Below are 20646 nucleotides of genomic sequence, written 5' to 3'. Positions count from 1 at the left end.
AAAATCCTGCAATTCATAAAAAGGAGGCGGATAAAAAATGAGTAATTTACCACAAACGGCTGATGTTGTCATAATCGGTGCGGGATTAATGGGCGCAAGCACCGCATACGAACTAGCTAAAAGAAATGTTAAAAACATAGTAGTTTTAGAGAAAAATGCGATTGGCTCGGGGGCAACCGGTCAATCGAGCGGTGTTTTACGCGGACATTACAGCTATGAACTTCTCACGCGGATGGCAGTGCAAAGTTTGGAAACGTTTCAACATTCGAACGAGATTTTGGGTAGCAATGTCGGGTATCAACCCGTTGGATATTTGTTTGGGGTCGATCACGTAAATATTGAAAACTTGAAAAAAAATGTAGAAATGCAAAAGAGAAACGGTGTCAATACGGGTTTAGTAACCATGGAGGAAGTAAAGGAAATCTGGCCTGAATTGGATACGGATCATTTTGGAGCATTTGCCTTTGAACCCCAAGGAGGGTATGGTGACCCGGTCCTCACGAATCAAGCATATGCCGATGCAGCCCGGGCCTTGGGCGTTACAATCAAACAACATTGTGGCGTTAAGAGAATCATCACCAGCGAAGACGGCAGTGCGATTGTAGGTGTCGAGACTACGGATAATCACATTATAGCTACACCTCGTGTCATTGTAGCTGCAGGAGTAGGGGCACATCACTTAATGAAGAATGTTGGAGTAGACGTACCAATCAAAGGACAGCGCGCCCAGCTTATCTACATTTCTCCAGGCGGATCTAAGAAAAACGTTCCTTCTTTCGGAGATTTCATGCATGACCAGTATATTAAACCCGAAGTAAGCAGCGGTCACCTTTTATTAGGGAATGCCGATCACGCCGATCCGCATTATATCGATCCGGCCGATTACGATGCTGATAAATATCCTAAGCACGCAACGGAAAAGTCGATTGAAAAGGCGATTATGAAATTTATTAATTGTTTCCCATCCTTGGATAATGCCAAGTTGTTAGCCAGCTACTCTGCCGCTTATGAAATTACACCTGATGGGATTCCTTTTATTTGTGGCACACCTATCGAAGGCGCTTACCTATGCACCGGGTTCAGTGGACATGGATTCAAAATCACACCATGCGTTGGGAAATTAACAGCAGACTTAGTTTTGGAAGGGGAAAGCAAGCAAGAAGGCATTGAACTTGCACCTTTCCGATTGACCCGTTTTGAAGAAAATGATTTACTCAAGCCGACACACCCATACACAACAACAGTTAATAGTCATGTTTAATCTTTTATAGACTATGTGTTGATACACAAGTAAAAAAAGGAGGTTTTCGATCATGAATATGGTAGTCATTATGAAGCAAACATTCGATACTGAAGAAAAAATAACTATAGAAAACGGTCAGATTGTGAAAGACAATGTGGAGTCGATTATGAATCCGTACGATGAATATGCGGTGGAGGAAGCTGTCAAGTTAAAGGAAGAGCATGGCGGTGAGGTTACGGTTATTACCGTCGGACCGCCGGAAGCAGAAAGTGCCCTTCGTACAGCCTTGGCTATGGGGGCAGATAAGGCTGTTCTTATTGAAAATGAAGATCAACCGTTGGATGAATATAGTATTGCAAAAGTATTGACAGCTGCGATCAAGAACAGAAAATATGATATTATCCTTGGCGGGAATATGTCAGTTGATAATGGAGCTAGCCAGGTAGGGCCACGTATTGCTGAAGAATTGGAGATTCCTCATGTCGCCACAATTACGAAGCTTGAGATTAACGGGGAATCCGTTAAGGCAGAAAGGGATGCGGAAGGCGATTTGGAAATCATAGAATCGACCCTGCCGATTCTAGTGACAGCGCAACAAGGCTTGAATGAGCCACGCTACCCGTCATTACCGGGGATCATGAAAGCGAAAAAGAAACCATTGGAACGGTTAGCTATCGAGGATTTGAATGTAACTGAGGATGATCTTCAATCAAAATCGAAGGCAGTAGACCACTATTTGCCTCCGGCAAAGGCAATGGGACGTATTCTTGAAGGTGGACTACCAGCTCAGGTTGAAGAATTAGTTCATATACTAGATGATGAAGCTAAAATTGTTTAAAGGAGGAATATCGTGATGACGAAAGTACTTGTACTAGCCGAAGCCAAAAATGGAAAACTGAGAAACGTGTCCTTTGAAGTTTTAACCGTTGCAGGGCGCATTGCAAGCGACGGGGAAATCACTGCGTGCATTTTTGGAAGTGATGGGGAAAAGTATAGTAAAGAAATCGCCAAATATGGAGCACAGAAGGTGTATGTTGTGGACAATGAAGAATTGAACCAATATACGCCGGACGGATATAAGCAAGCGTTGTTAAAAGTAATTGATGAAGTGCAGCCACAGGTTGTATTAACCGGACATACTTCCATCGGAAAAGACGTTTTTCCTCGTGTAGCTACACGGTTAAACGCTGGATTAATATCGGACTGCACAGATGTTCAAACGGGGGACGGTGTTGTCTTCACAAGACCGATTTATTCCGGAAAAGCGTTTCAAAAGAAAAAAATTACCGAGGGTCTTGTAATGGCAACGATTCGTCCAAACAATATCGAAGCCGTAGAAAATGCGGTTGCTGGTGAAACGATCAAATTGCCGGTCGAGATCAAAGATTTGCGAACAGTGGTAAAAGAAGTTGTAAAAAAAGCAGCCGGCAAAGTGGATCTTTCAGAGGCGAAAGTAATTGTTTCCGGCGGACGAGGAGTAAAAAGCTCTGAAGGATTCATACCGTTGCAAGAGTTGGCAGCCGTTCTTGGGGGGGCAGTAGGCGCGTCAAGAGCTGCCTGCGATGCCGAGTATTGTGACTACTCCTTACAAATCGGTCAAACCGGGAAAGTGGTGACACCAGATTTATATATCGCGTGCGGCATTTCCGGGGCGATCCAGCATCTGGCGGGAATGTCCAGTTCAAAAGTGATCGTAGCGATCAATAAGGACCCGGAAGCGAATATTTTTCACGTTGCCGATTACGGTATCGTCGGTGATTTATTTGAAGTCGTGCCTTTATTAACCGAAGAATTTAAGAAAGTACTTGCTGAGAAACAAGCTGTGACAAACTAAATATAATGACAAAATTTAATTATTTGCTTCCCTATTACTGTTTTGTGCTGATCATATGTACTTATAGCCGTTCGAAGGACTGACAAAAAAGAGTTTGAATCCTTTTTATTCCTCTAGCAGTTATTAAAATAAATTGAGAAGATGGTGTTAGAACAATGATAAAAGAAGCCAGTAAAACGATATCGGAAGAAATAATAGAGTGGCGTCGGGACTTTCATCAACACCCTGAACTTTCCTTTGAGGAAAAAAGAACGTCAAAAATAGTTGCAGATTTTTTGAAAATTTGCGGTTTGCAGGTAAAAGAGAATGTAAACGGGTATGGTGTTGTTGCAGATTTAATAGGTGCTGAGAAAGGGCCGACCATCGCTTTACGAGCCGATATGGATGCCTTGCCGATTCAAGAAGAAACGGGATTGCCTTTTGCTTCGGAGGTTCCTGGTGTCATGCATGCGTGCGGCCATGACGGTCATACTGCGATTTTAATGGGGGCCGTTAAATTATTAACTTCGCAAAAGGACAAGTTAAAAGGAAATGTGCGGTTTATTTTTCAGCCTGCAGAAGAATTAAATCCCGGTGGTGCCTGGGGGATGATTCAGGAGGGAGCCTTACAAGGTGTAGAAGCTGTGTTTGGTTTGCACCTCTGGTCTGAATTGCCTTCGGGGACGTTCCAGACGTGTAACGGCCCCATGATGGCTGCAACAGACCGTTTCACTATTGAAATAGAGGGAAAAGGCGGACATGGAGGGATGCCCCATAAAGCGATAGATTCTATTGTGATAGCATCACACCTTGTCATGTCCGCTCAGCACATTATCAGCCGTAACATCAATCCCCTAGAATCTGGCGTAATTACTTTCGGGGAACTTAAATCCGGTACGGCTTTTAACATCATTGCAAACAAGGCTGTATTAGAAGGAACAGCACGAAGTTTTACTCCTGAAGTTAGGGAAACGCTACAAAGGGATCTGCAATCATTAACAGACGGGTTGGCTAAAATTTATGGGGCAACGATTAATATAAATTATCAACGAGGGTATCCCGCAGTGGTAAACCATGATAGAGAAGTTGACTTCATGGTTGATGTGGCAAGAGAGGTGTTCGGAGTCGAAAATACAAGAACAATGAAACCGAATATGGTTGGCGAGGACTTTTCTTATTATCTAAAAGAAATTCCGGGTGCTTTTTGTTTTGTTGGAGCAGGGGATCCGGACCAACCTTTGTATCCGCATCACCATCCCCGCTTTCAGATTGATGAAAGTGTGTTGCCTCTTGCCGCAGAATGGTTTTATCAGTTAACCTTAAAATATTTGGGGTAACCGTAGCTGTACGCTGTCTATGAATGGGGTATCAACCGATATCCCTCACACTACAAAATCACAAATTTCTCTATCTATCAAATTGTATAATTATCTATCCGAAAATTCATACATATTAATAGATGTATTTTCAATAAATTATTTTTATAATTTAAACTATATCCAGTTTGAAAGCGCTATCAAAATAAGGTGTTGAATTTAATTTTTAAAATTTTATGTTTCCCTCTTTACTTGATACACATTAGCGTGGTCTAAAAGGAATTCCAAATTTGAATATTTTCCATGGGGGATGATGCAAACGTAAATCAGATATTAAAATGTTAATCTGATAATCAAAGTATGTCAATGACTAAAAGACTAACCAGGCTCTACCTCATGATACCTCCATATTCATAGTTAAATCTTCCAAAAAAATCATGTTTACAAGCGTGTCGGAAAATATATAAATCCAAGTTTAAAAAAGGACATATAAACATTCTGTACTCGGCCTATTACCTGTTCATTCCAAAAGATACTGTAAAAATGATTCAATTCCGGCTCTTATATCCGAGCGGTCCTGATAATACCGATTTGACAGCACACCCTCTTTGAGCCACTTCCAGATTCGTTCCATCAGATTTAGATTAGGCGAGTAAGGCGGCAGGAACAAGGAGTGTAAGCCAGTACTCGTGCTAGTTTTTTCATCTCTACCACTCCTGTGCGTCTATGATTGTTTCAGTAAAGACGGCTCAGAGACAGGAGAAACATGTGTCCAAAAAAGAAATTGGATTTATCTATGTTTTTGACAACCCTATAACCTTTGATATATCAATATATTTTATAGGAGGAAATTATGGACTATAAATCAAAAAACATTTTCGGAGGATCTGATAAAAAGTTGAAAAAAGAGGATGTTAATATCGTAGATACGAAGATTGCTAAACAATCCGTTTTTGCTACCTCGCTGGGTAACGCCATGGAATGGTTTGACTTTGGTCTCTATGCATATTTAGCTATTACAATTGGTAAAGTTTTTTTTCCAGAAATTGATCCTTCCTTTCAATTGATCTATGCTTTTGCAACTTTTGCAATTGCATTTATTGCTCGTCCGATAGGTGGTTATGTTTTTGGTATGATGGGAGATCGAATCGGGCGTAAGAATATCTTGGCTTTAACATTAATCATGATGGCTGGATCCACATTAAGTATCGGTCTTATTCCAAGCTATGCTACTATCGGTATTGCTGCTCCTATTTTGTTACTTATTGCTAGGTTAATTCAAGGATTTTCAACTGGAGGAGAGTATGCAGGTGCAATGACTTTTATTGCCGAATCAACGCCAGATAAAAAACGTGGTTTTTTAGCGAGTGGTTTAGAAGTTGGGTCGCTCGTCGGTTTTATTGCAGGTGCTGGTTTAGTCACTTTATTGTCATACCTCCTCGGTCCTAACAAGATGGTTGAATGGGGATGGAGAATTCCATTTTTGATTGCTGGTCCTTTAGGATTTATCGGCTTTTACTTTCGTTCTCACTTAGAAGAAACACCTGCTTTCAAGGCTATGGCGAAAGCAGAAAAAGAGGAAAAACACCGTGCTTCTCTTAAAGAAATTTTAACTCACCATTGGAAACCATTTTTGATTTGTATAGGAATTGTTCTCTTTTATAACACGACGAACTATACGGTACTTACATATATGCCATCTTATCTATCCGAAGAACTTGGCTATGGTGAAACCGAAGGATTATTTTTGGTCCTTCTCCTAATGGTTCTCATGATTCCTATCATTTTAGGGATGGGATATTTAAGTGATCGTATTCGTAGTCGCACCCGTATTATAAAAGGAGCTCTAATTGGTAACATTTTACTCAGTATACCAGCAATTATGATGATGAAAACTGGTAATGATTTTATTGTCTTTTTGGGGCTACTTCTCCTTGGTAGTCAGCTTGCTTGTTTACAGGGTACACTTCCAGCAACGCTGCCGTCTTTATTTTTTACGAACGTACGGTTTGGATCACTTGCGATCACATACAATATTTCAACCTCCTTATTCGGAGGGACAACCCCTCTTGTTGTTGCTTGGATGGTAAGTATCACCAACAATAATATGATTCCGGCTTATTACTTAATGGCTTCTTGTCTTTTCGGACTCATCATCGTTGGCTTTTTTGTCAAAGAAACAGCCGGTAGATCGTTACGTGGATCCATGCCGGCTGTTGAGGATCCAAACGAAATTGATGAAATCTTGAAAAATCCAGAAGAAGCTCTTTGGTGGAAAGAGGAATTGAATATGGAAATAGACGAGGGGAAAAATAATAGTCTAGGCCATAATCGGGGTGTATCAATTAAATAATGGGGGTAAAATAAAGAAGTCGATTCCTTATCGTACAGGAAAACGACTTCTTTATTTTGATATTTACTTAGCGTACAAAATTTCCAAAAAGTTGGCAGTGCCTCAATTAAGGCAACATCAATCATGTATAAAATGTAACCATTTTTAAATACTGCACAATATTTTTAGATTAAGATTCTTACTCTTGATTATGACTAATCGTCCAAAGTTTTATGCTGAGGTCGAGTAAAAACAGGTCGTCCGGATTCATAAGGGAACGCCCCGTAAGGGTTTCAATCTTCTTCAGCCGGTATAATAAAGTATGTCTATGTATATGGAGGGTTCGAGCGGTTTGACTTACATTGCCTTGATTACGTATATAGAAGGTAAGTGTATGGATGAGATCTCCCCCCCGCTGGTTATCATAATCGATTAATTGTCCAATGGTCGATAAAATTACTGCGAATACGTCAGGATTATTGGAAATTGTTACCAAAATCCTTAAAATGCCAGTATTGGAGTAAGTATGCCGATACCCTAGGCCAATTTGGCGGCGGCCTATATCCAGCGCAATCCTTGCATCATTAAAACTATCGTGGAAGGTTTGAATTCCAGCGTGATTCTCTCCAATTCCCCACGACATAATAAGACCCGGGAATCGCTTTTTCAGTCTGCTTTCTACATTGTCAAGAAAGAGATTAAACGTATCCTTCACCTGATTTAAGGGAGCTTCCAAAAAAACTATTAAACGTTCCCGCTGATAGGTCGCCATCACTTTCCGATGGATAGATTTCCCTGAAAGAATGACCTGTTCCTCGATAGCATGGATCGTTACCTGTAACCATTGTTCGTATGTTGCTTTATCCGCTTCTGTTTTCTCAAAGAGGCTTTCCAGATTCTCAGCGGAACCATGGATACATACATACGGAAGATTTACATTATAGTTTAAGGATTTTGCCCTTGACAGAATATGATCCCAGGAGTCATATTCTCCCTTGGCTAGGCTCCAGACAAAATCATCCCTTAATCTCAATTCGGTTTCTTTGATGGTCGTTTCCCTTTGAAACCATAGCGATGTGGCTGTTGCTGCATATTCCAGCATATATTCTTCCCCATTGGTGAAAAGCGAATCAAGCATCTTTTCAGATGGCTGTTCCAAAAGAAGGAATCCATTAATCTTATTGGTTGTTCGAATATTCACTTGAATGATGGAGTTCTTCAAATAGATCCAGCCAATGTCTTTGGAAAGGTAATTTTCCGGATTCCAAAGTTCCAAATGTGAAACGGATTGTACATATTCTTCCCATTTGGCAGATAATGAGTCAGCGTTTTTGCTTCTGCCTTTCAAGATTCCGTCAGTATCAACAATAGCTGCCGACAGTCCGGTTTTTTCCTCAATAATATCCGCAGCTTGTGATAAGGTTCCATCCGTTAGAAACAAATGGAGCAGTTCTTTTTGGAGTTCTTCTGAACAGTCAACCGTCCTTTTCTGCCAACGGTTTAGTTTACTCAGTACAGTTTGGGTAATATCGGAAAAGCGAATACCCCAAGGCAGTTCAATAATAGGAAAATCATGCTCCTCAGCTATCTGCAGCACTTCTTCCGGTATTTCCTCCACATATCGGCCTAATGCAATAGCCATTGCTGCGGCCCCGGATTCGATAACATCCCGGACGAAGTTTTGGAATACAACTATATTCTCATGACAGCCAATAGCCGTACTCAATACGAATTCATTTTTTCGAATATAGTTTTCAACCGGGTACTCCATTACAGATATCCATTTAACCGGAATATTTTCAAGTTTATGTGCAGCTGTTCGTACTTTGGCAGGTTCTAGAATGGCACTATCCAGTACACACTTCATTGTAAACTTCATGATTACCTCCAGTTTGTTGACGAAATATCGAAATCTAATCGACTTTTTTCGACAACTCGGATTATCCGTAATAATTAAATTATAATGGTAGCGTTTACAAATATCAATTAGACAAGTTATTGAAACACAATGGATCGTTTTCATACAAAATATATGATTGATATCAATTATACGCAAGTATATATTACTGGACAAAAATAAAAGCACACTACTCGGGAATGAGTAGATGTGCTTTTTCATAAATGTGTTAAAAAGGAAGGAGGGCAATCTTATCCGTTGATTTTAACTTCTCTATCATTTGATACCACGTATCAGGCTTATTGGTTAGAACAGCATAATGCGTGACAAGGAAATCTTTAACCAGTTCGGAGGGAATCGAATTGATCCTCTCATCTGAACTTTTAAGGCATAGATCCAAACTGATAACTTCCTCCCCGTCATTTTTCCATGATGGCAGTACATAGGGGAGATCTAGACGGCGATACCCGAGGTGGGAAAATACTTCACGCCTGACAAACGGATCCATTGAAATGATCGTTCCAAATAACAAGTGCTCTACACGATATGGATTATATACTTCAGCAAACATCCCAAACAATTGATTACCATAAGAAGCAGCTACTGCCTGGAGATCCTGATTTCGTTGCTGGTCGAGAAACCTCCCGACCCCAAACTCTTCATGTCCAATAATTGTAAAGTCAGTCATCGCCACATTTAACTCTTCGTGATAGCGGTATTCAGTGGCTCCAACCACCTTACCATCATGAAAAGCTACAAAGACACGGACCTTCGGATCCTCTAATGGTTCTTTCCAAACCTGGAAGTCCAATACCTCTTCAGGAGGCAATACTTTGTGCATTAACTTATACAAACTGCCAAATAGTGGGTCGCCAATATTAGTAACCCTAACATACTCCATCCATGGTTGACCCTCCTTAGTGGTTCATCAGCTTTAAACATGAATCGTGATCAATTGCATATCTCTTCGGCGGTAACGTCTTCAGGAAGCTCTTGTGCTGTAAATGCGAATGCCTGAAGAATTTAAAGAAGGTCTCCCGAATCTATTAAAGCCTTCAGCTCACGGTTAAAAGCTTCACGAAAATCATCGTTTTTGATATAACTGGTTACCTAATTCCCTTGTAAAATAAGCATTTGGTATTCAGTAAATTAATTATTGCGGTCTATAGTAGCTTCGCTGGTATTAGGCCTAGGAGGTTTAGTTGGTCATTCTGCAAATTGTCATAATTATTCGATGATTGATTGTGCATTTTTGAGATGAAAAGGTGCTTCCTTTTTGCTCCGGTAATCTTTCAACAATTGTTGGATATCGTTGATGATTTCAGCACCCATCACTTCTTCCATTTTTATGTAAATAGGTCGAACCGCTTCTTGGAAAGGCTTCATTTCAGGATTCGTTATGTCCTTAAAAATCGTTTTGGCTTTGACCCGCAACTCTTCCTCTTTGTCGCCAACATGCTTGCGCGCAGCATCTCTTCCCTTATTTCCCGCCTCTAGCATGATTTGCTGCAGCACAGGATCAAGGTAGTCAAACACCTCCTTGTTCATGATAATGAATGCAACGTAGAAGGCGTGGTTTGTCATGGCCAAATAGTCTTGGACATCGTCTAAATTCAGGTCGAAAATGTTGGATAATGGATTGAATTGTCCGTCGATGGCACCTTGGGCAAGGTCGTTATAGATTTCCTCATACCCCATGGTTGATACGGACGCTCCGAGGGATTTGAACGTTTCGATAAAACTGACTTCATCGGGGGCTCTCATTTTTACACCTATCAAATCATTAGGGCTATTGATCGGACGGACGTTATTTGTTACTTGCGCATAACCGAGAGCAACATCGCCCAGCACTTTGAAGCCGTGCTCTTCGGCAAGCTCTTTCAAGCGATTCCCAACTGGACCATCTAACACAGCTAGTCCTTCATCGATGCTTTGTGTCAGGAACGGCAGTGAAAGTGCGGCAAACTGGGGAATCGTATACGCTAACATGTTTGCGCCAACGATTTGCATATCGAGCTCCCCCGTCTGTACCGCTTCAATCATTTCATGTTCAGTGCCATATGCTTCATTTGGGAAGGACTCTATTTTCATTAGCCCGTTAGACTCTTTTTCCACATACTCTATAAATGCTTTGGTTGCATGACCGCGAGGTGTATTGTCAGGACCAAATCCATAAAATTTTTTCATCTAAAGTCGCACAGGATACCCCGACTTCAAGAACGTGCAGGGCGTAGCCCAGTTCTAAGTGGAGGAGGTAAACACTCCCGTGCTTCCTCCTTTCGTGGTATAGTTTGGTTAAGAGAAAACCGTTGGGCGATTCTTCGCTAAAGGCACTCTTTTGCTCTTTGACAACTTAATGTATGAGGTTGCTACTAGGAATATCGTTGGTCGCGTAAAACATTGAACGTATTCTCATGTCTAGTGGATGTGGAAGAAATTTAATACTTAGCCGTTGCGTAACGGTTGCAACTTGGGCATGACCCTTTTAGTAGGGTTGATGTCAATCCGTCCATGATGTGACACCACTCGAAGGTAAAAGGGGTAAGCCGTTAGTATTGCCACTTCAAAATTCGTTAGAATTTAAGTGGGGGGGAATTGATATATGCTTTACCTCATTTCCTTTATCTATCGGTGATCACTCACCAAAACATATAAAGTTTTGTGTGGATTTTGACCAATTTGTAGCATACGATGTCTGCAAACCAACAAATCTAGAGGTATCTGGTTTTTTATAAAGTAGGTTTACTTCACAAACAACTCTCTTGGGAATCTCGTTATCGTTTCGCAACCATTTTCAGTAACTCTCAAGGTTTCAGTGATTGCTACTCCATATCCGTCAAGCCACATCCCGGGCATCATATGAAATGTCATATTCGGCTTTAAGACAGTCTTATCGCCCGGCTTAAAAAACGCTGAATTTTCCATCCACACAGGCGGATAGCTTAAGCCCACCGTATATCCCATTCTTGATTCTTTTTCCAAACCGTACTTATTAATGGTTGTTTGCCACGCTTTTTCTACATCTTCACATGTTACTCCCGGCTTTATTGCCGAAAGTGCTACGTTTAAACCCTCTGTGACTATTTTTGCTGTTTCACTTACTTTCTTAGGCGGTTCCCCTATAAAGATTGTTCTTGTCATAGGTGCATGATATCGTTTGTAACTTCCTGATAATTCCATATATACTAGTTGACCATCTTGATATTTTCCTTCTGTTGTCCAAGAGAAGTGAGCTCCTGCTGTCCTTTCTCCTGCCGGCATAATTGGCGCCAGTGATGGATATTCACCGCCATACGCGCCCGTTCCTTTCACTAAGTCACTATATACTTCTGCTGCAACATGGGACTCTCTTACACCTGCGCCAATCCTTTCAATTGCATTATACATTGTTTTTTCTACTATTCTTGCAGCTATCTGCATATATTCTAGTTCTTTTACGGATTTTTGCCCTCTTACCCAGTTCACAAGCGATGTAGCATCTATAAATTCTGCATCCGGCAAACTTCTTTCTAATCCTTTATACCAATGTGCGGTAAAATAATAAGCATCGAATTCGAGGCCGGTTTTTTTATTATGAAGTTCGTTTTCTTTTAAAAAGTCTCCAATAAAATCCATTACATGCAGCACCTTAGGCTCCCACAAATATTTGTCAGGATAAGGTATTATATTTTCTTCCAACATCCAAGTTGTTTCTGTTGCACAGTACAAATCTTGCAATCTTACTATACATACCGGTTCCTCTAAGTAAGTTGCTACTATTACGCCTTGAGGCACGTAATATGACATCGCATCATATCCCGTTACATAGTTCATATTCGCCGGGTCTGTAATTAATAATACTTCTATTCCTTGTTCTTCCATACTTGTTTTTACTTTTCTTACCCGCTCTTGGTATTCTGTTTTTTCAAATGGCAACATTTTCACATACCTCCATAATTCTTTACAACTCTATATTTTATCGTTTCCTTGAAACAAATTCCCTAATTGCTTACTCACTTCTTAGTGTCGGAAAGTCACCACTCTCTTTTTATTTCCTTTCGGTGTTTCGTGCATCTGGTATCCAACAGATTCCACTCGAAAGCCAAGAGGAGTCAAGTTCTTTATTTATCATACGGTACTAGAGTTTACCGTTCATCCTACAGATTGTTGGAATTATATTCAGTTAATTTTGTACATTTTGTAAACAAGAAGTAGTATTAATGTACTTTATTATTTAAAAGTTCATTAATTGTGGGATTAAGCTTTGTATCAACTGATTCAATCAATATAACAATAGGCGCATCCCCTTCATTTTCATTCTTAAGAGTAACAACACCGTCTTTTAACCCAATTAGGGGTACCGCCAAATGCCCATCTAGCTAAAGAAGTGCTTCGCCCGAAACGCCAAAAACGCTATTCTTTCAGTAGAATACTTGAAAAGGATGGAGTTTTTTCATGGATCTTTCGCTTTCAGATGAACTGTATCAGTTCTCCCAAGAATTACAACGTTACTTGTCTCCAGAGGCTCTTCAGGAGCTTGCCAAAGAAGTAAAATTAGTGCAAAGAGATAGTAAATTTGGAGCTAAACATGTAGTTGCCTTAAGTGTATGGACCAGCCAAAAAGTTGCAAATACACCTTTGGCGCTGTTATGCAGTCATTTAGAGTCTTCTACCGGAGTATTGATGAGTCCACAAGCACTCCCATCAGTGCTATAAAGCTGCGGCTGTAGCTCTTTCAATTTGGTTACATACGAGTTAATAGCAAAGATCAAAAAGAAGGTCGGCAGTTAGAACGATAAAAAAATCAGGCGTTAATCCACGTGATATTTTTTTGAACAAACAAAGTGGAAAAGATTTCAATCATGCTCAGTACCAATTACTAAAACGTGTGTTACGTAAAGGAGATATTCTTTACATTCATTTTCTTAATCGTTTCGGTCGGAACAAAGAGGAGATTCTAAATATTCAGGCAGACATAGTGTTCTGGAGATGCCATTGCTCGATACAAAAATTAAAGATAGTCTGGTACATTTATTGCCGATGTTGTCTTACAAGTTTATTGTGGATGGCCCAGGAAGAGAGAGCGAATTAGAAAACGACAGCGTGAAGGAATTGATGTCGCATGGCAAAGTGGTGTAGCGTTTGGCAGACCAAAGGTTGAAGTTACAGAAGTCTTTAAAGAAGTGTATGATTGATGGAAATGGCTACGGTATTGGGCTGGATTCATCTTTTTTAGTATTATGTAATCATAATATTAATAGTTTTATAAAACAAACTGTATGAAAAGTTCACCGTTTTATAGTCAGTTTTTACAATTGATATATCTTATAGAAGGAATTAGTATTTATCTTATGAATACCAAGACTAATGATCAAGGAGGGGAGAACACCATGACTAATACAAAACTAACAAAGGAAAGAAAAGATATGAAAATCCGTGACGTTTGGGAAGCAAGAAAACGAATCGCTTCAATTGTAAATAGAACTCCATTGATACAATCTACTATACTATCAGAAAAAATTGGCCGTCCTGTTTATTTAAAGCTTGAAAATGTTCATGAGGTTGGAGCATTTAAAGTAAGGGGAGCCGCCAATAAGATACTCAGCTTGAGCGAAGAAGAAAAAAAACGTGGGGTTGCAACATTTTCAACTGGAAACCATGGTATGGCTGTTGCATATATTGCAAAAAAACTAGGGATTGATGCTGTTGTATGCATTTCAAATCGAGTACCAAAAGCAAAAGTAGATTCATTAAAAAGACTGGGCGCTCAAATTGAGATAGTTGGGGATAGCCAAGATGCCGCAGGTGAGCGTTGCTATGAGCTGGAAAGAGGGAAAGGATTAACGGTGATTCAGCCATTTGATGATCCTCACGTTATAGCTGGACAAGGAACAATTGGCTTGGAATTGTTAGAGGATCTTCCTAATCTAACAGATGTAATTGTTCCCCTTTCAGGTGGTGGGCTTCTCTCCGGAATTGGCTTGGCATTAAAATCATATGATCGTGATATAAGAGTAACTGGTGTTTCAATGGAACAATCAGCGGTCATGTATGAAAGTTTGAAAGCTGGTAAACCAGTAAAACTAGAGGAAATCGAGACACTCGCTGATAGTTTATTAGGTGGAATTGGTCTTGATAATCAATATACGTTTGAAATGGTCCAGCAATATATAGATGATGTAGTACTCATACCAGAAGATGAGATTGCTTTTAGTATGGCTTTTATGATGGATAAACATCGAATCATTATGGAGGGAGCAGCAGCAACGGGTATTGCGGCTGTTTTAGGAAACAAAATTCCTCAGCAAGATGGTGACATCGCCGTTATTATAAGTGGACAAAACGTTGATCTTTCGATTCTGCTTAAATTAATTCAAAAATATACCTTTGATAACAAAGGGTGATATTATGTCCAGTAGCATCCTCATCTGTATTGATAATATTCGAAGAAGCGCCACAGGAAGCATATTATGGCATTCAAACAATACGTGCTGTTGAAAATTACCTCTAAGAAAAATTGTTACAGACGAACCAAGAAATGCATGCTGTCTTTAAGAAAAAAGCACAACAATTCGATCGTGTGATAAAAATGGGGCGAAAACACATCTTCAAGACACAGTCCTATCCGTATTGGCCAAGAATTTGATGCATAAAGACTTGTGTAGAACGTGATATTAAGCGAATTCAACAATCAGGCCAACATGAAGTAACCAGGTAGCAGTTCAAGTAATTGATAATGATCATACAATCTATTTGGTCTCCGAAGCATGCCAGCTTGAATTAAATGTAATGGTGCCTTAATCATCTAAGGCATGAATCGGATTTACTCTCCCTGGCGTTATGGGTAACCCGGGTGCCTAGCTGGCAAAATGATCTCACATAGCCCCGAACTTGTTCCAGACACCATTAAACGAATGTCATTTGCCATTTTGGACATGTTCACCTTGCATAATTTTAGTGCAGATGAAACTTCTGTATAGGTATCCATATTTTGTGTCTTCAGCTCCAGTAAGCGATAGACCGCTAATATCAGCCAAGTGTTTAATTACCTGTTTGATAGAGTGAGGATAGGCATTTATCCCTGTCCCAACAGCTGTTGCACCCATCATGTACTTGTATTTAAACTACTTCAATCTATTAGCATCATGAACAATGCATTCAGTGTTTTTACAAACTTACTGCCTAGTGGGTATTGGAGCAAATGAAAGTCGTCTAAAGGGATATGTAGAAAAAGTGTGGGGATTATTAGGGCGGGTAATCGTCATATTGGATATGAAGTGGCAGCTTGTATTGCAAGAGAAACGATCATAAATGGCAAATCCGTTCGTGAACTATGCCTGCTTTACGACGTATTAACAGAAAGAACTCGATCTTATTTTAATCCCTTATGAAATGACAGAACCAGGTATTTCTGGGGCTGCTCTTTTTGATAGAGAATAATACACTTTAACTTTAATCCACCCCTCATACTGTTATTAGTAAAATATTTCCTGTATAAAAAAGTAGATATAGTAGACGGTATCCTGTTAATATGTTTTCCTATTAATATTAGTTTTTTATCTTTTTTAATCTTTAGATGGTCAGAGGGGGACAGCATGAGATTAACTATAAAGGATGTTTTAAATTACGAGATTATGAAAAACGCAAGAATTATTACTGGGAAAGATTTTGAAAACGAACGATATATTCAATGGATTTCCGTGATTGAGATGCCAGTGGAAAATTTTGTTCGTAAAAATGAGGTTGTACTAACGACCGCAATTGGATGTAACAACGATGTTGAAGCATTAAAAACATTTGTACAAGATGTTATAGAATCTGAAGCATCAGCACTATTAATCGCTACGGGAAGGCATATATTCGATATTCCAAGAGAAGTAATTGAATTAGCAGAGAAGCATAATTTCATGATTATAGAACTCCCATGGGAACTCCGTTTTTCCATGATTATTGAAAAGGTTATGAAAGAGATTAACGATATTCAGTACAAGGAACGGGAAAAATCAGAGAAAGTACAACAAGAGCTGTTAAAGTTAATTCTTAAAGAAACAGACCTTAACCATATTTCAAAATTCATCCAAAGACGTATTGGCTGTTCGATCATTATTACCGACCGATCAGGATCAATTCAAGAAATAAGTAGCCATACTCAAAGCTTTATTGAAGAGTGGAAGAATTACGTTTTACAGGGAATCCTTCCTTTAAGAAAAGATACATACATAGAAACGCATGATCCTATGTTTCAGAAGTTTCAAATGGTTGAAATAGAAGATCAGACGATATTACAGCTCCCAGTGCTGCAGGTTTTAGGGGAGGCTCAAGGCTATATATTTGTGTTGTTACCTCGTAAGACATCTGTAGACTCCTATTTAACCCAATATCGCGTGAACGTGTTAGAGCATTCAGCAACAACAATTGCTCTTTGGCTTTCAAGAAAAAATGCCATTGAGGATACGAAAATGCGTCTTCGCAGTGATTTTGTACAAGAGCTTGCCAAAGGAGAATTTGTTTCAAGTGATCAGGCAAATTCAAGAGCAAAATTACTCGGATACAATATAAAGCTACCTTACGTTTCCATTGTAGGGTACCCTGAAAACCTAGAAGTGCTTTTTCGGAAGCGAAAACAAGATGATGATTCATATGAGCATTGGCTTGAAAATATGATTCGTTATATTGAAGAAGAAATTTTTTACGCAGCACAATCTCTAAAACGAGAAGTAATGATGACATACCAAGGAGAACAGCTCCTTATTTTTCTTGAAATTCCTAGCAAAACCGAAAATGAAAACGCTACAAATTTCTTAGACCTAGTAGAACGCCGTTTAGGAAATTTACTTCCTGAGGTTATCATATCGTGGGGAATTGGAAATTACAGTGAAGATTTTAAGGGTTTTACAGAAAGCTATCAACATGCAAACGTTGCTTTAAACATTGGAAGGCGTAAAAAGGGAACAGGGACTCGTATGATGTACGAGAAAACACGCGTTGACCGGGTACTCTTAAATCTTGCTCAGAATAACGAAATGAAAGAGGTCATTATGTCAACGATTGAACCACTCGTTCAATATGATGATCAGCGTAATATGGATTTAATTGAGACCTTTAGTGTATATAATCAGTTTCAAGGTAATGTAAGCCAAACGGCAAGGTCATTGAATTTACATAGACAGTCCTTGTTGTACCGCCTAAGAAAAATTGAATCATTAACAGGACTTTCTCTTATTGATCCAGAGGATTTATTTTTATTGGATTTAAGTATTAAGACTTGGAAATTGGGGTGTAACTGAAAAAATAACACAACAAGATAAAATTCGGAGATAGAAACCTATGGTTAATATTTTTAATCTTTCAAAAAGACTGTCTATTATACGGTCTGCATTTTATCGAAATTTCGAAAATGCCGATTATCCAACATGAAAAGGCGATTTATGTCACAATAATACTTCTCCTAGAAAAACAAAAAAATAGACCGTCATGAAAAACTTTCGTAACTAGATTTTCATGACGGTCTAACTTTTTAGGATTGCAACATTTTCTGTTCCAGGTTCTCCCTTTGTCACGAAGCATAGATCCCCTTAACTGATACTCAGCGCTTAATCAAGATATCGAGTGCCACATACAAACGTTACAACGTATTTATGTTTATCAAGTATAAGTTTTGGTCGGAGTTTTTGATTTTTTATAAAATTTCACGCTTTTTTGATAATTTGACTACAAACTTGTTTGAATCTTCATACATTTTTGCGGATGATAGATTTTTCGTTCTAACACTATAATGAACCCATAGAGTTATTATTCAAAAAAGTTGAAACTTAGTTGAACTAGGAGGTAATGTTCCCATGTCATTTGGAACAGCAGAGTATAAAGAGAGAATTCGTAAAACAAAAGAGAGAATGGCAGCACAAGGAATTGAAGTATTACTTATTACAGATCCTGCAAATATGAACTATTTATCCGGTTATGACGGTTGGTCCTTCTATGTACATCAAATGTTAGTGATTATTAGTGACGAAGATCAACCGATTTGGATTGGAAGGGGTCAAGATGCAAACGGAGCCAAAGCAACAACATGGCTTTACCACGAAAACATCATTCCGTACCCAGACGATTATGTACAATCTGATACAAAACACCCAATGGACTTTGTGGCCGATATTGTAAAACAAATTGGCCAAGAGAAACGTTCCATCGGTGTTGAGATGGAAAATTATTATTTCACCGCAAAATGTTATGAACAGCTGAAAAAGGGATTACCAAATGCCTCATTTCAAGATGCATCGCTTCTAGTGAACTGGGTTCGTATTGTGAAATCAAACCTAGAGATTGAGTACATGAAGCGTGCTGCGATAATTGTTGAAAAAGCAATGATGGATGGAATTGGACTAATCAATGAAGGTGTTCGTGAATGTGATGTTGCTGCTAAAATTTTCCACTCTCAAATCACTGGAACAGAAGAATTCGGTGGTGATTATCCAGCAATTATGCCACTGCTTCCCTCAGGAGAGAAAACATCAACTCCACACTTAACGTGGACAGATGAACGCTATAAACACGGAGATACAGTAATACTAGAATTGGCTGGTTGTTATAAGCGCTATCACTCACCACTCGCAAGAACAGTTAATATCGGCCAACCTTCCGAAAATATTAAAGCGCTTTCAGATGTGGTTGTCGAGGGATTGAACACGTGTCTTGATATGATTAAGCCAGGCATAGCATGTGAAGAAATTGAAGAAACCTGGAGAAAATCAATTGAGAAAAGCGGGATCATAAAAGACTCACGAATTGGTTACGCAATGGGACTTAACTATCCTCCTGATTGGGGTGAGCATACAGCTAGTATCCGTAAAGGAGACAAAACGATTCTTCAGCCGAATATGACATTCCATCTCATTCCAGGCATTTGGTTAGATCAGTATGGATTTGAAGCGAGTGAATCATTTCGCGTAACAGAAACTGGTTGTGAAACATTTGCATCACTTCCAAGACATTTGTTCATCAAAGATGGAGTTCTTACAAAAAACTAGACGCCATTAAAGGAGTTGCAGCGAAACCATGCTTATATTTACTGAGCAAGAGCTTAAACAATATGTGCAATTAAATCTGGAAGCAATCACCATTGTAGAAGAGGGATTTACTAAACTAGCAAAAAATGAAGTGGAAATGCCACCGATTATGCGTGTGGATGTTCACGATCAGAATGGCGAAGTAGACGTAAAAACAGCATATGTCAAGGGAAAAGACATGTTTGCGATAAAGGTTTCTTCGGGATTCTTTAATAACTATAAGCTGGGTCTTCCTAGTGGGAACGGGCTAATGATGTTGATTAGTACACAAACTGGTATTCCACAGTCGCTTCTTTTAGATAATGGCTATTTAACTGAGGTTAGAACTGCTGCAGCGGGAGCGATTGCTGCCAAGTACCTTTCACGGGAAAATATTGAAACAGTTGGCGTGATTGGCGCTGGAAGTCAAGCAAGATTCCAGGTTAGAGCTTTAAAACTGGTACGCGATTTTAAGAAATTACTAGTGTATGCTCGTTCGACTGATCGTGCAAAAAAGTATGCAGAAGATATGGCATCAGAAATAGGCATTGAAGTCCAAGTGATGGACAATGCTGAATAAGTTGTTCGGAACAGTGATTTGATTATAACCACAACCCCATCAAAAGAGCCGATTATCAAAGCTGAATGGCTGCATCCAGGCCTTCATATTACAGCAATGGGATCTGATGCTGAACATAAGCAAGAGTTAGAAGCTGAAGTGCTGGCACGAGCGGATAAGCTTGTGTGTGATACGAAAGCACAATGTTCCAGACTTGGAGAATTGCATCACGCGCTTGATAGTGGTGTATTAACAAAAGAATCATCCATTATTGAACTTGGTCAATTAACGTTGAAAGAGTTGAGAGGCCGTGAAAATGACGGAGAAATAACCGTTTGTGATTTAACGGGAACAGGAGTTCAAGATACAGCGATTGCACTTTTTGCTTATAACGAAATGGCGAAACGGAATTTAGGAATAAAGGTTGAAAATAAAACGTTATCATTAAAAAATTAATGAGGA

12 protein-coding genes and 7 pseudogenes are annotated in these 20646 nt (G+C 39.4%); 13 read left to right on the top strand and 6 right to left on the bottom strand.

Annotation, left to right across the window (positions count from 1 at the left end; genetic code table 11):
* Nucleotides 1–37: 37 nt before the first annotated feature.
* From AC1DIV_RS19990 to AC1DIV_RS19975, 4 genes are all read left to right on the top strand, one after another.
* Nucleotides 38–1261 (top strand): NAD(P)/FAD-dependent oxidoreductase, encoded by a 1224-nt coding sequence (locus AC1DIV_RS19990; protein WP_477577247.1) that lies wholly within the window; start codon nucleotides 38–40, stop codon nucleotides 1259–1261.
* A gap of 52 nt (nucleotides 1262–1313) precedes the next feature.
* A complete protein-coding gene (locus tag AC1DIV_RS19985; protein ID WP_477577246.1) occupies nucleotides 1314–2081 on the top strand; it encodes an electron transfer flavoprotein subunit beta/FixA family protein in 768 nt (255 codons plus the stop codon).
* Nucleotides 2082–2096: 15 nt separating this feature from the next.
* A complete protein-coding gene (locus AC1DIV_RS19980; protein WP_477577244.1) occupies nucleotides 2097–3077 on the top strand; it encodes an electron transfer flavoprotein subunit alpha/FixB family protein in 981 nt (326 codons plus the stop codon).
* A 155-nt stretch (nucleotides 3078–3232) separates the two neighbouring features.
* On the top strand, nucleotides 3233–4393 hold the full coding sequence (locus AC1DIV_RS19975; protein WP_477577242.1) for a M20 metallopeptidase family protein: 1161 nt from the start codon (nucleotides 3233–3235) through the stop codon (nucleotides 4391–4393).
* A 499-nt stretch (nucleotides 4394–4892) separates the two neighbouring features.
* Here AC1DIV_RS19975 and AC1DIV_RS19970 read toward each other — a convergent pair.
* Nucleotides 4893–5051, bottom strand: a pseudogene (locus AC1DIV_RS19970) (transposase); the annotation flags it as partial.
* Between the two features lie 174 nt (nucleotides 5052–5225).
* Between AC1DIV_RS19970 and AC1DIV_RS19965 the strand changes: the two are divergent.
* Nucleotides 5226–6725, top strand: coding sequence for an MFS transporter (locus AC1DIV_RS19965; RefSeq protein ID WP_477577240.1), 1500 nt, complete (start codon nucleotides 5226–5228; stop codon nucleotides 6723–6725).
* 178 nt (nucleotides 6726–6903) lie between these two features.
* On the opposite strand, the gene AC1DIV_RS19960 is transcribed toward AC1DIV_RS19965, so the two are convergent.
* The 4 genes from AC1DIV_RS19960 to AC1DIV_RS19945 form a co-directional block, all read right to left on the bottom strand.
* On the bottom strand, nucleotides 6904–8583 hold the full coding sequence (locus tag AC1DIV_RS19960) for a PucR family transcriptional regulator (RefSeq protein WP_477577238.1): 1680 nt from the start codon (nucleotides 8581–8583) through the stop codon (nucleotides 6904–6906).
* Nucleotides 8584–8830: 247 nt separating this feature from the next.
* Nucleotides 8831–9502, bottom strand: coding sequence for a GNAT family N-acetyltransferase (locus AC1DIV_RS19955; protein WP_477577236.1), 672 nt, complete (start codon nucleotides 9500–9502; stop codon nucleotides 8831–8833).
* A 326-nt stretch (nucleotides 9503–9828) separates the two neighbouring features.
* A complete protein-coding gene (locus tag AC1DIV_RS19950; protein WP_477577235.1) occupies nucleotides 9829–10788 on the bottom strand; it encodes a TRAP transporter substrate-binding protein in 960 nt (319 codons plus the stop codon).
* 555 nt (nucleotides 10789–11343) lie between these two features.
* Nucleotides 11344–12519 carry a M24 family metallopeptidase gene (locus AC1DIV_RS19945; RefSeq protein ID WP_477577233.1) on the bottom strand — a complete coding sequence of 392 codons (1176 nt, stop codon included), beginning with the start codon at nucleotides 12517–12519 and terminating at the stop codon, nucleotides 11344–11346.
* A 516-nt stretch (nucleotides 12520–13035) separates the two neighbouring features.
* Between AC1DIV_RS19945 and AC1DIV_RS19940 the strand changes: the two are divergent.
* The 4 genes and pseudogenes from AC1DIV_RS19940 to AC1DIV_RS19925 all read left to right on the top strand — a co-directional run.
* Nucleotides 13036–13281 (top strand): annotated as a pseudogene (locus tag AC1DIV_RS19940) (IS4 family transposase); the annotation flags it as partial.
* A 47-nt stretch (nucleotides 13282–13328) separates the two neighbouring features.
* Nucleotides 13329–13772 (top strand): annotated as a pseudogene (locus AC1DIV_RS19935) (recombinase family protein); the annotation flags it as partial.
* A 198-nt stretch (nucleotides 13773–13970) separates the two neighbouring features.
* Nucleotides 13971–14984, top strand: coding sequence for a hydroxyectoine utilization dehydratase EutB (eutB, locus tag AC1DIV_RS19930; RefSeq protein ID WP_477577231.1), 1014 nt, complete (start codon nucleotides 13971–13973; stop codon nucleotides 14982–14984).
* 107 nt (nucleotides 14985–15091) lie between these two features.
* A pseudogene (locus AC1DIV_RS19925) lies at nucleotides 15092–15286 on the top strand (lyase family protein); the annotation flags it as partial.
* Between the two features lie 103 nt (nucleotides 15287–15389).
* On the opposite strand, the pseudogene AC1DIV_RS19920 reads toward AC1DIV_RS19925, so the two are convergent.
* Nucleotides 15390–15698, bottom strand: a pseudogene (locus tag AC1DIV_RS19920) (lyase family protein); the annotation flags it as partial.
* On the opposite strand from AC1DIV_RS19920, the pseudogene aspA reads away from it, so the two are divergent.
* From aspA to AC1DIV_RS19900, 4 genes and pseudogenes are all read left to right on the top strand, one after another.
* A pseudogene (gene aspA / locus AC1DIV_RS19915) lies at nucleotides 15690–16020 on the top strand (aspartate ammonia-lyase); the annotation flags it as partial. The pseudogenes AC1DIV_RS19920 and aspA overlap by 9 nt on opposite strands.
* A gap of 155 nt (nucleotides 16021–16175) precedes the next feature.
* Nucleotides 16176–17867, top strand: a complete 1692-nt coding sequence (locus AC1DIV_RS19910; protein WP_477577230.1) for a PucR family transcriptional regulator — start codon at nucleotides 16176–16178, stop codon at nucleotides 17865–17867.
* A gap of 552 nt (nucleotides 17868–18419) precedes the next feature.
* The gene (locus tag AC1DIV_RS19905; protein ID WP_477577228.1) at nucleotides 18420–19607 is read left to right on the top strand and encodes a M24 family metallopeptidase; all 1188 of its coding nucleotides are present in this window, start codon (nucleotides 18420–18422) and stop codon (nucleotides 19605–19607) included.
* A gap of 28 nt (nucleotides 19608–19635) precedes the next feature.
* Nucleotides 19636–20640: pseudogene (locus AC1DIV_RS19900) on the top strand (cyclodeaminase).
* The last annotated feature ends 6 nt before the right edge of the window (nucleotides 20641–20646 follow it).

It is taken from the genome of Peribacillus sp. 05N428 (genome assembly GCF_056397085.1).
The sequence above is the reverse complement of the archived record's forward strand: the minus strand, read 5'-3'. Positions and strand labels throughout refer to the sequence as shown.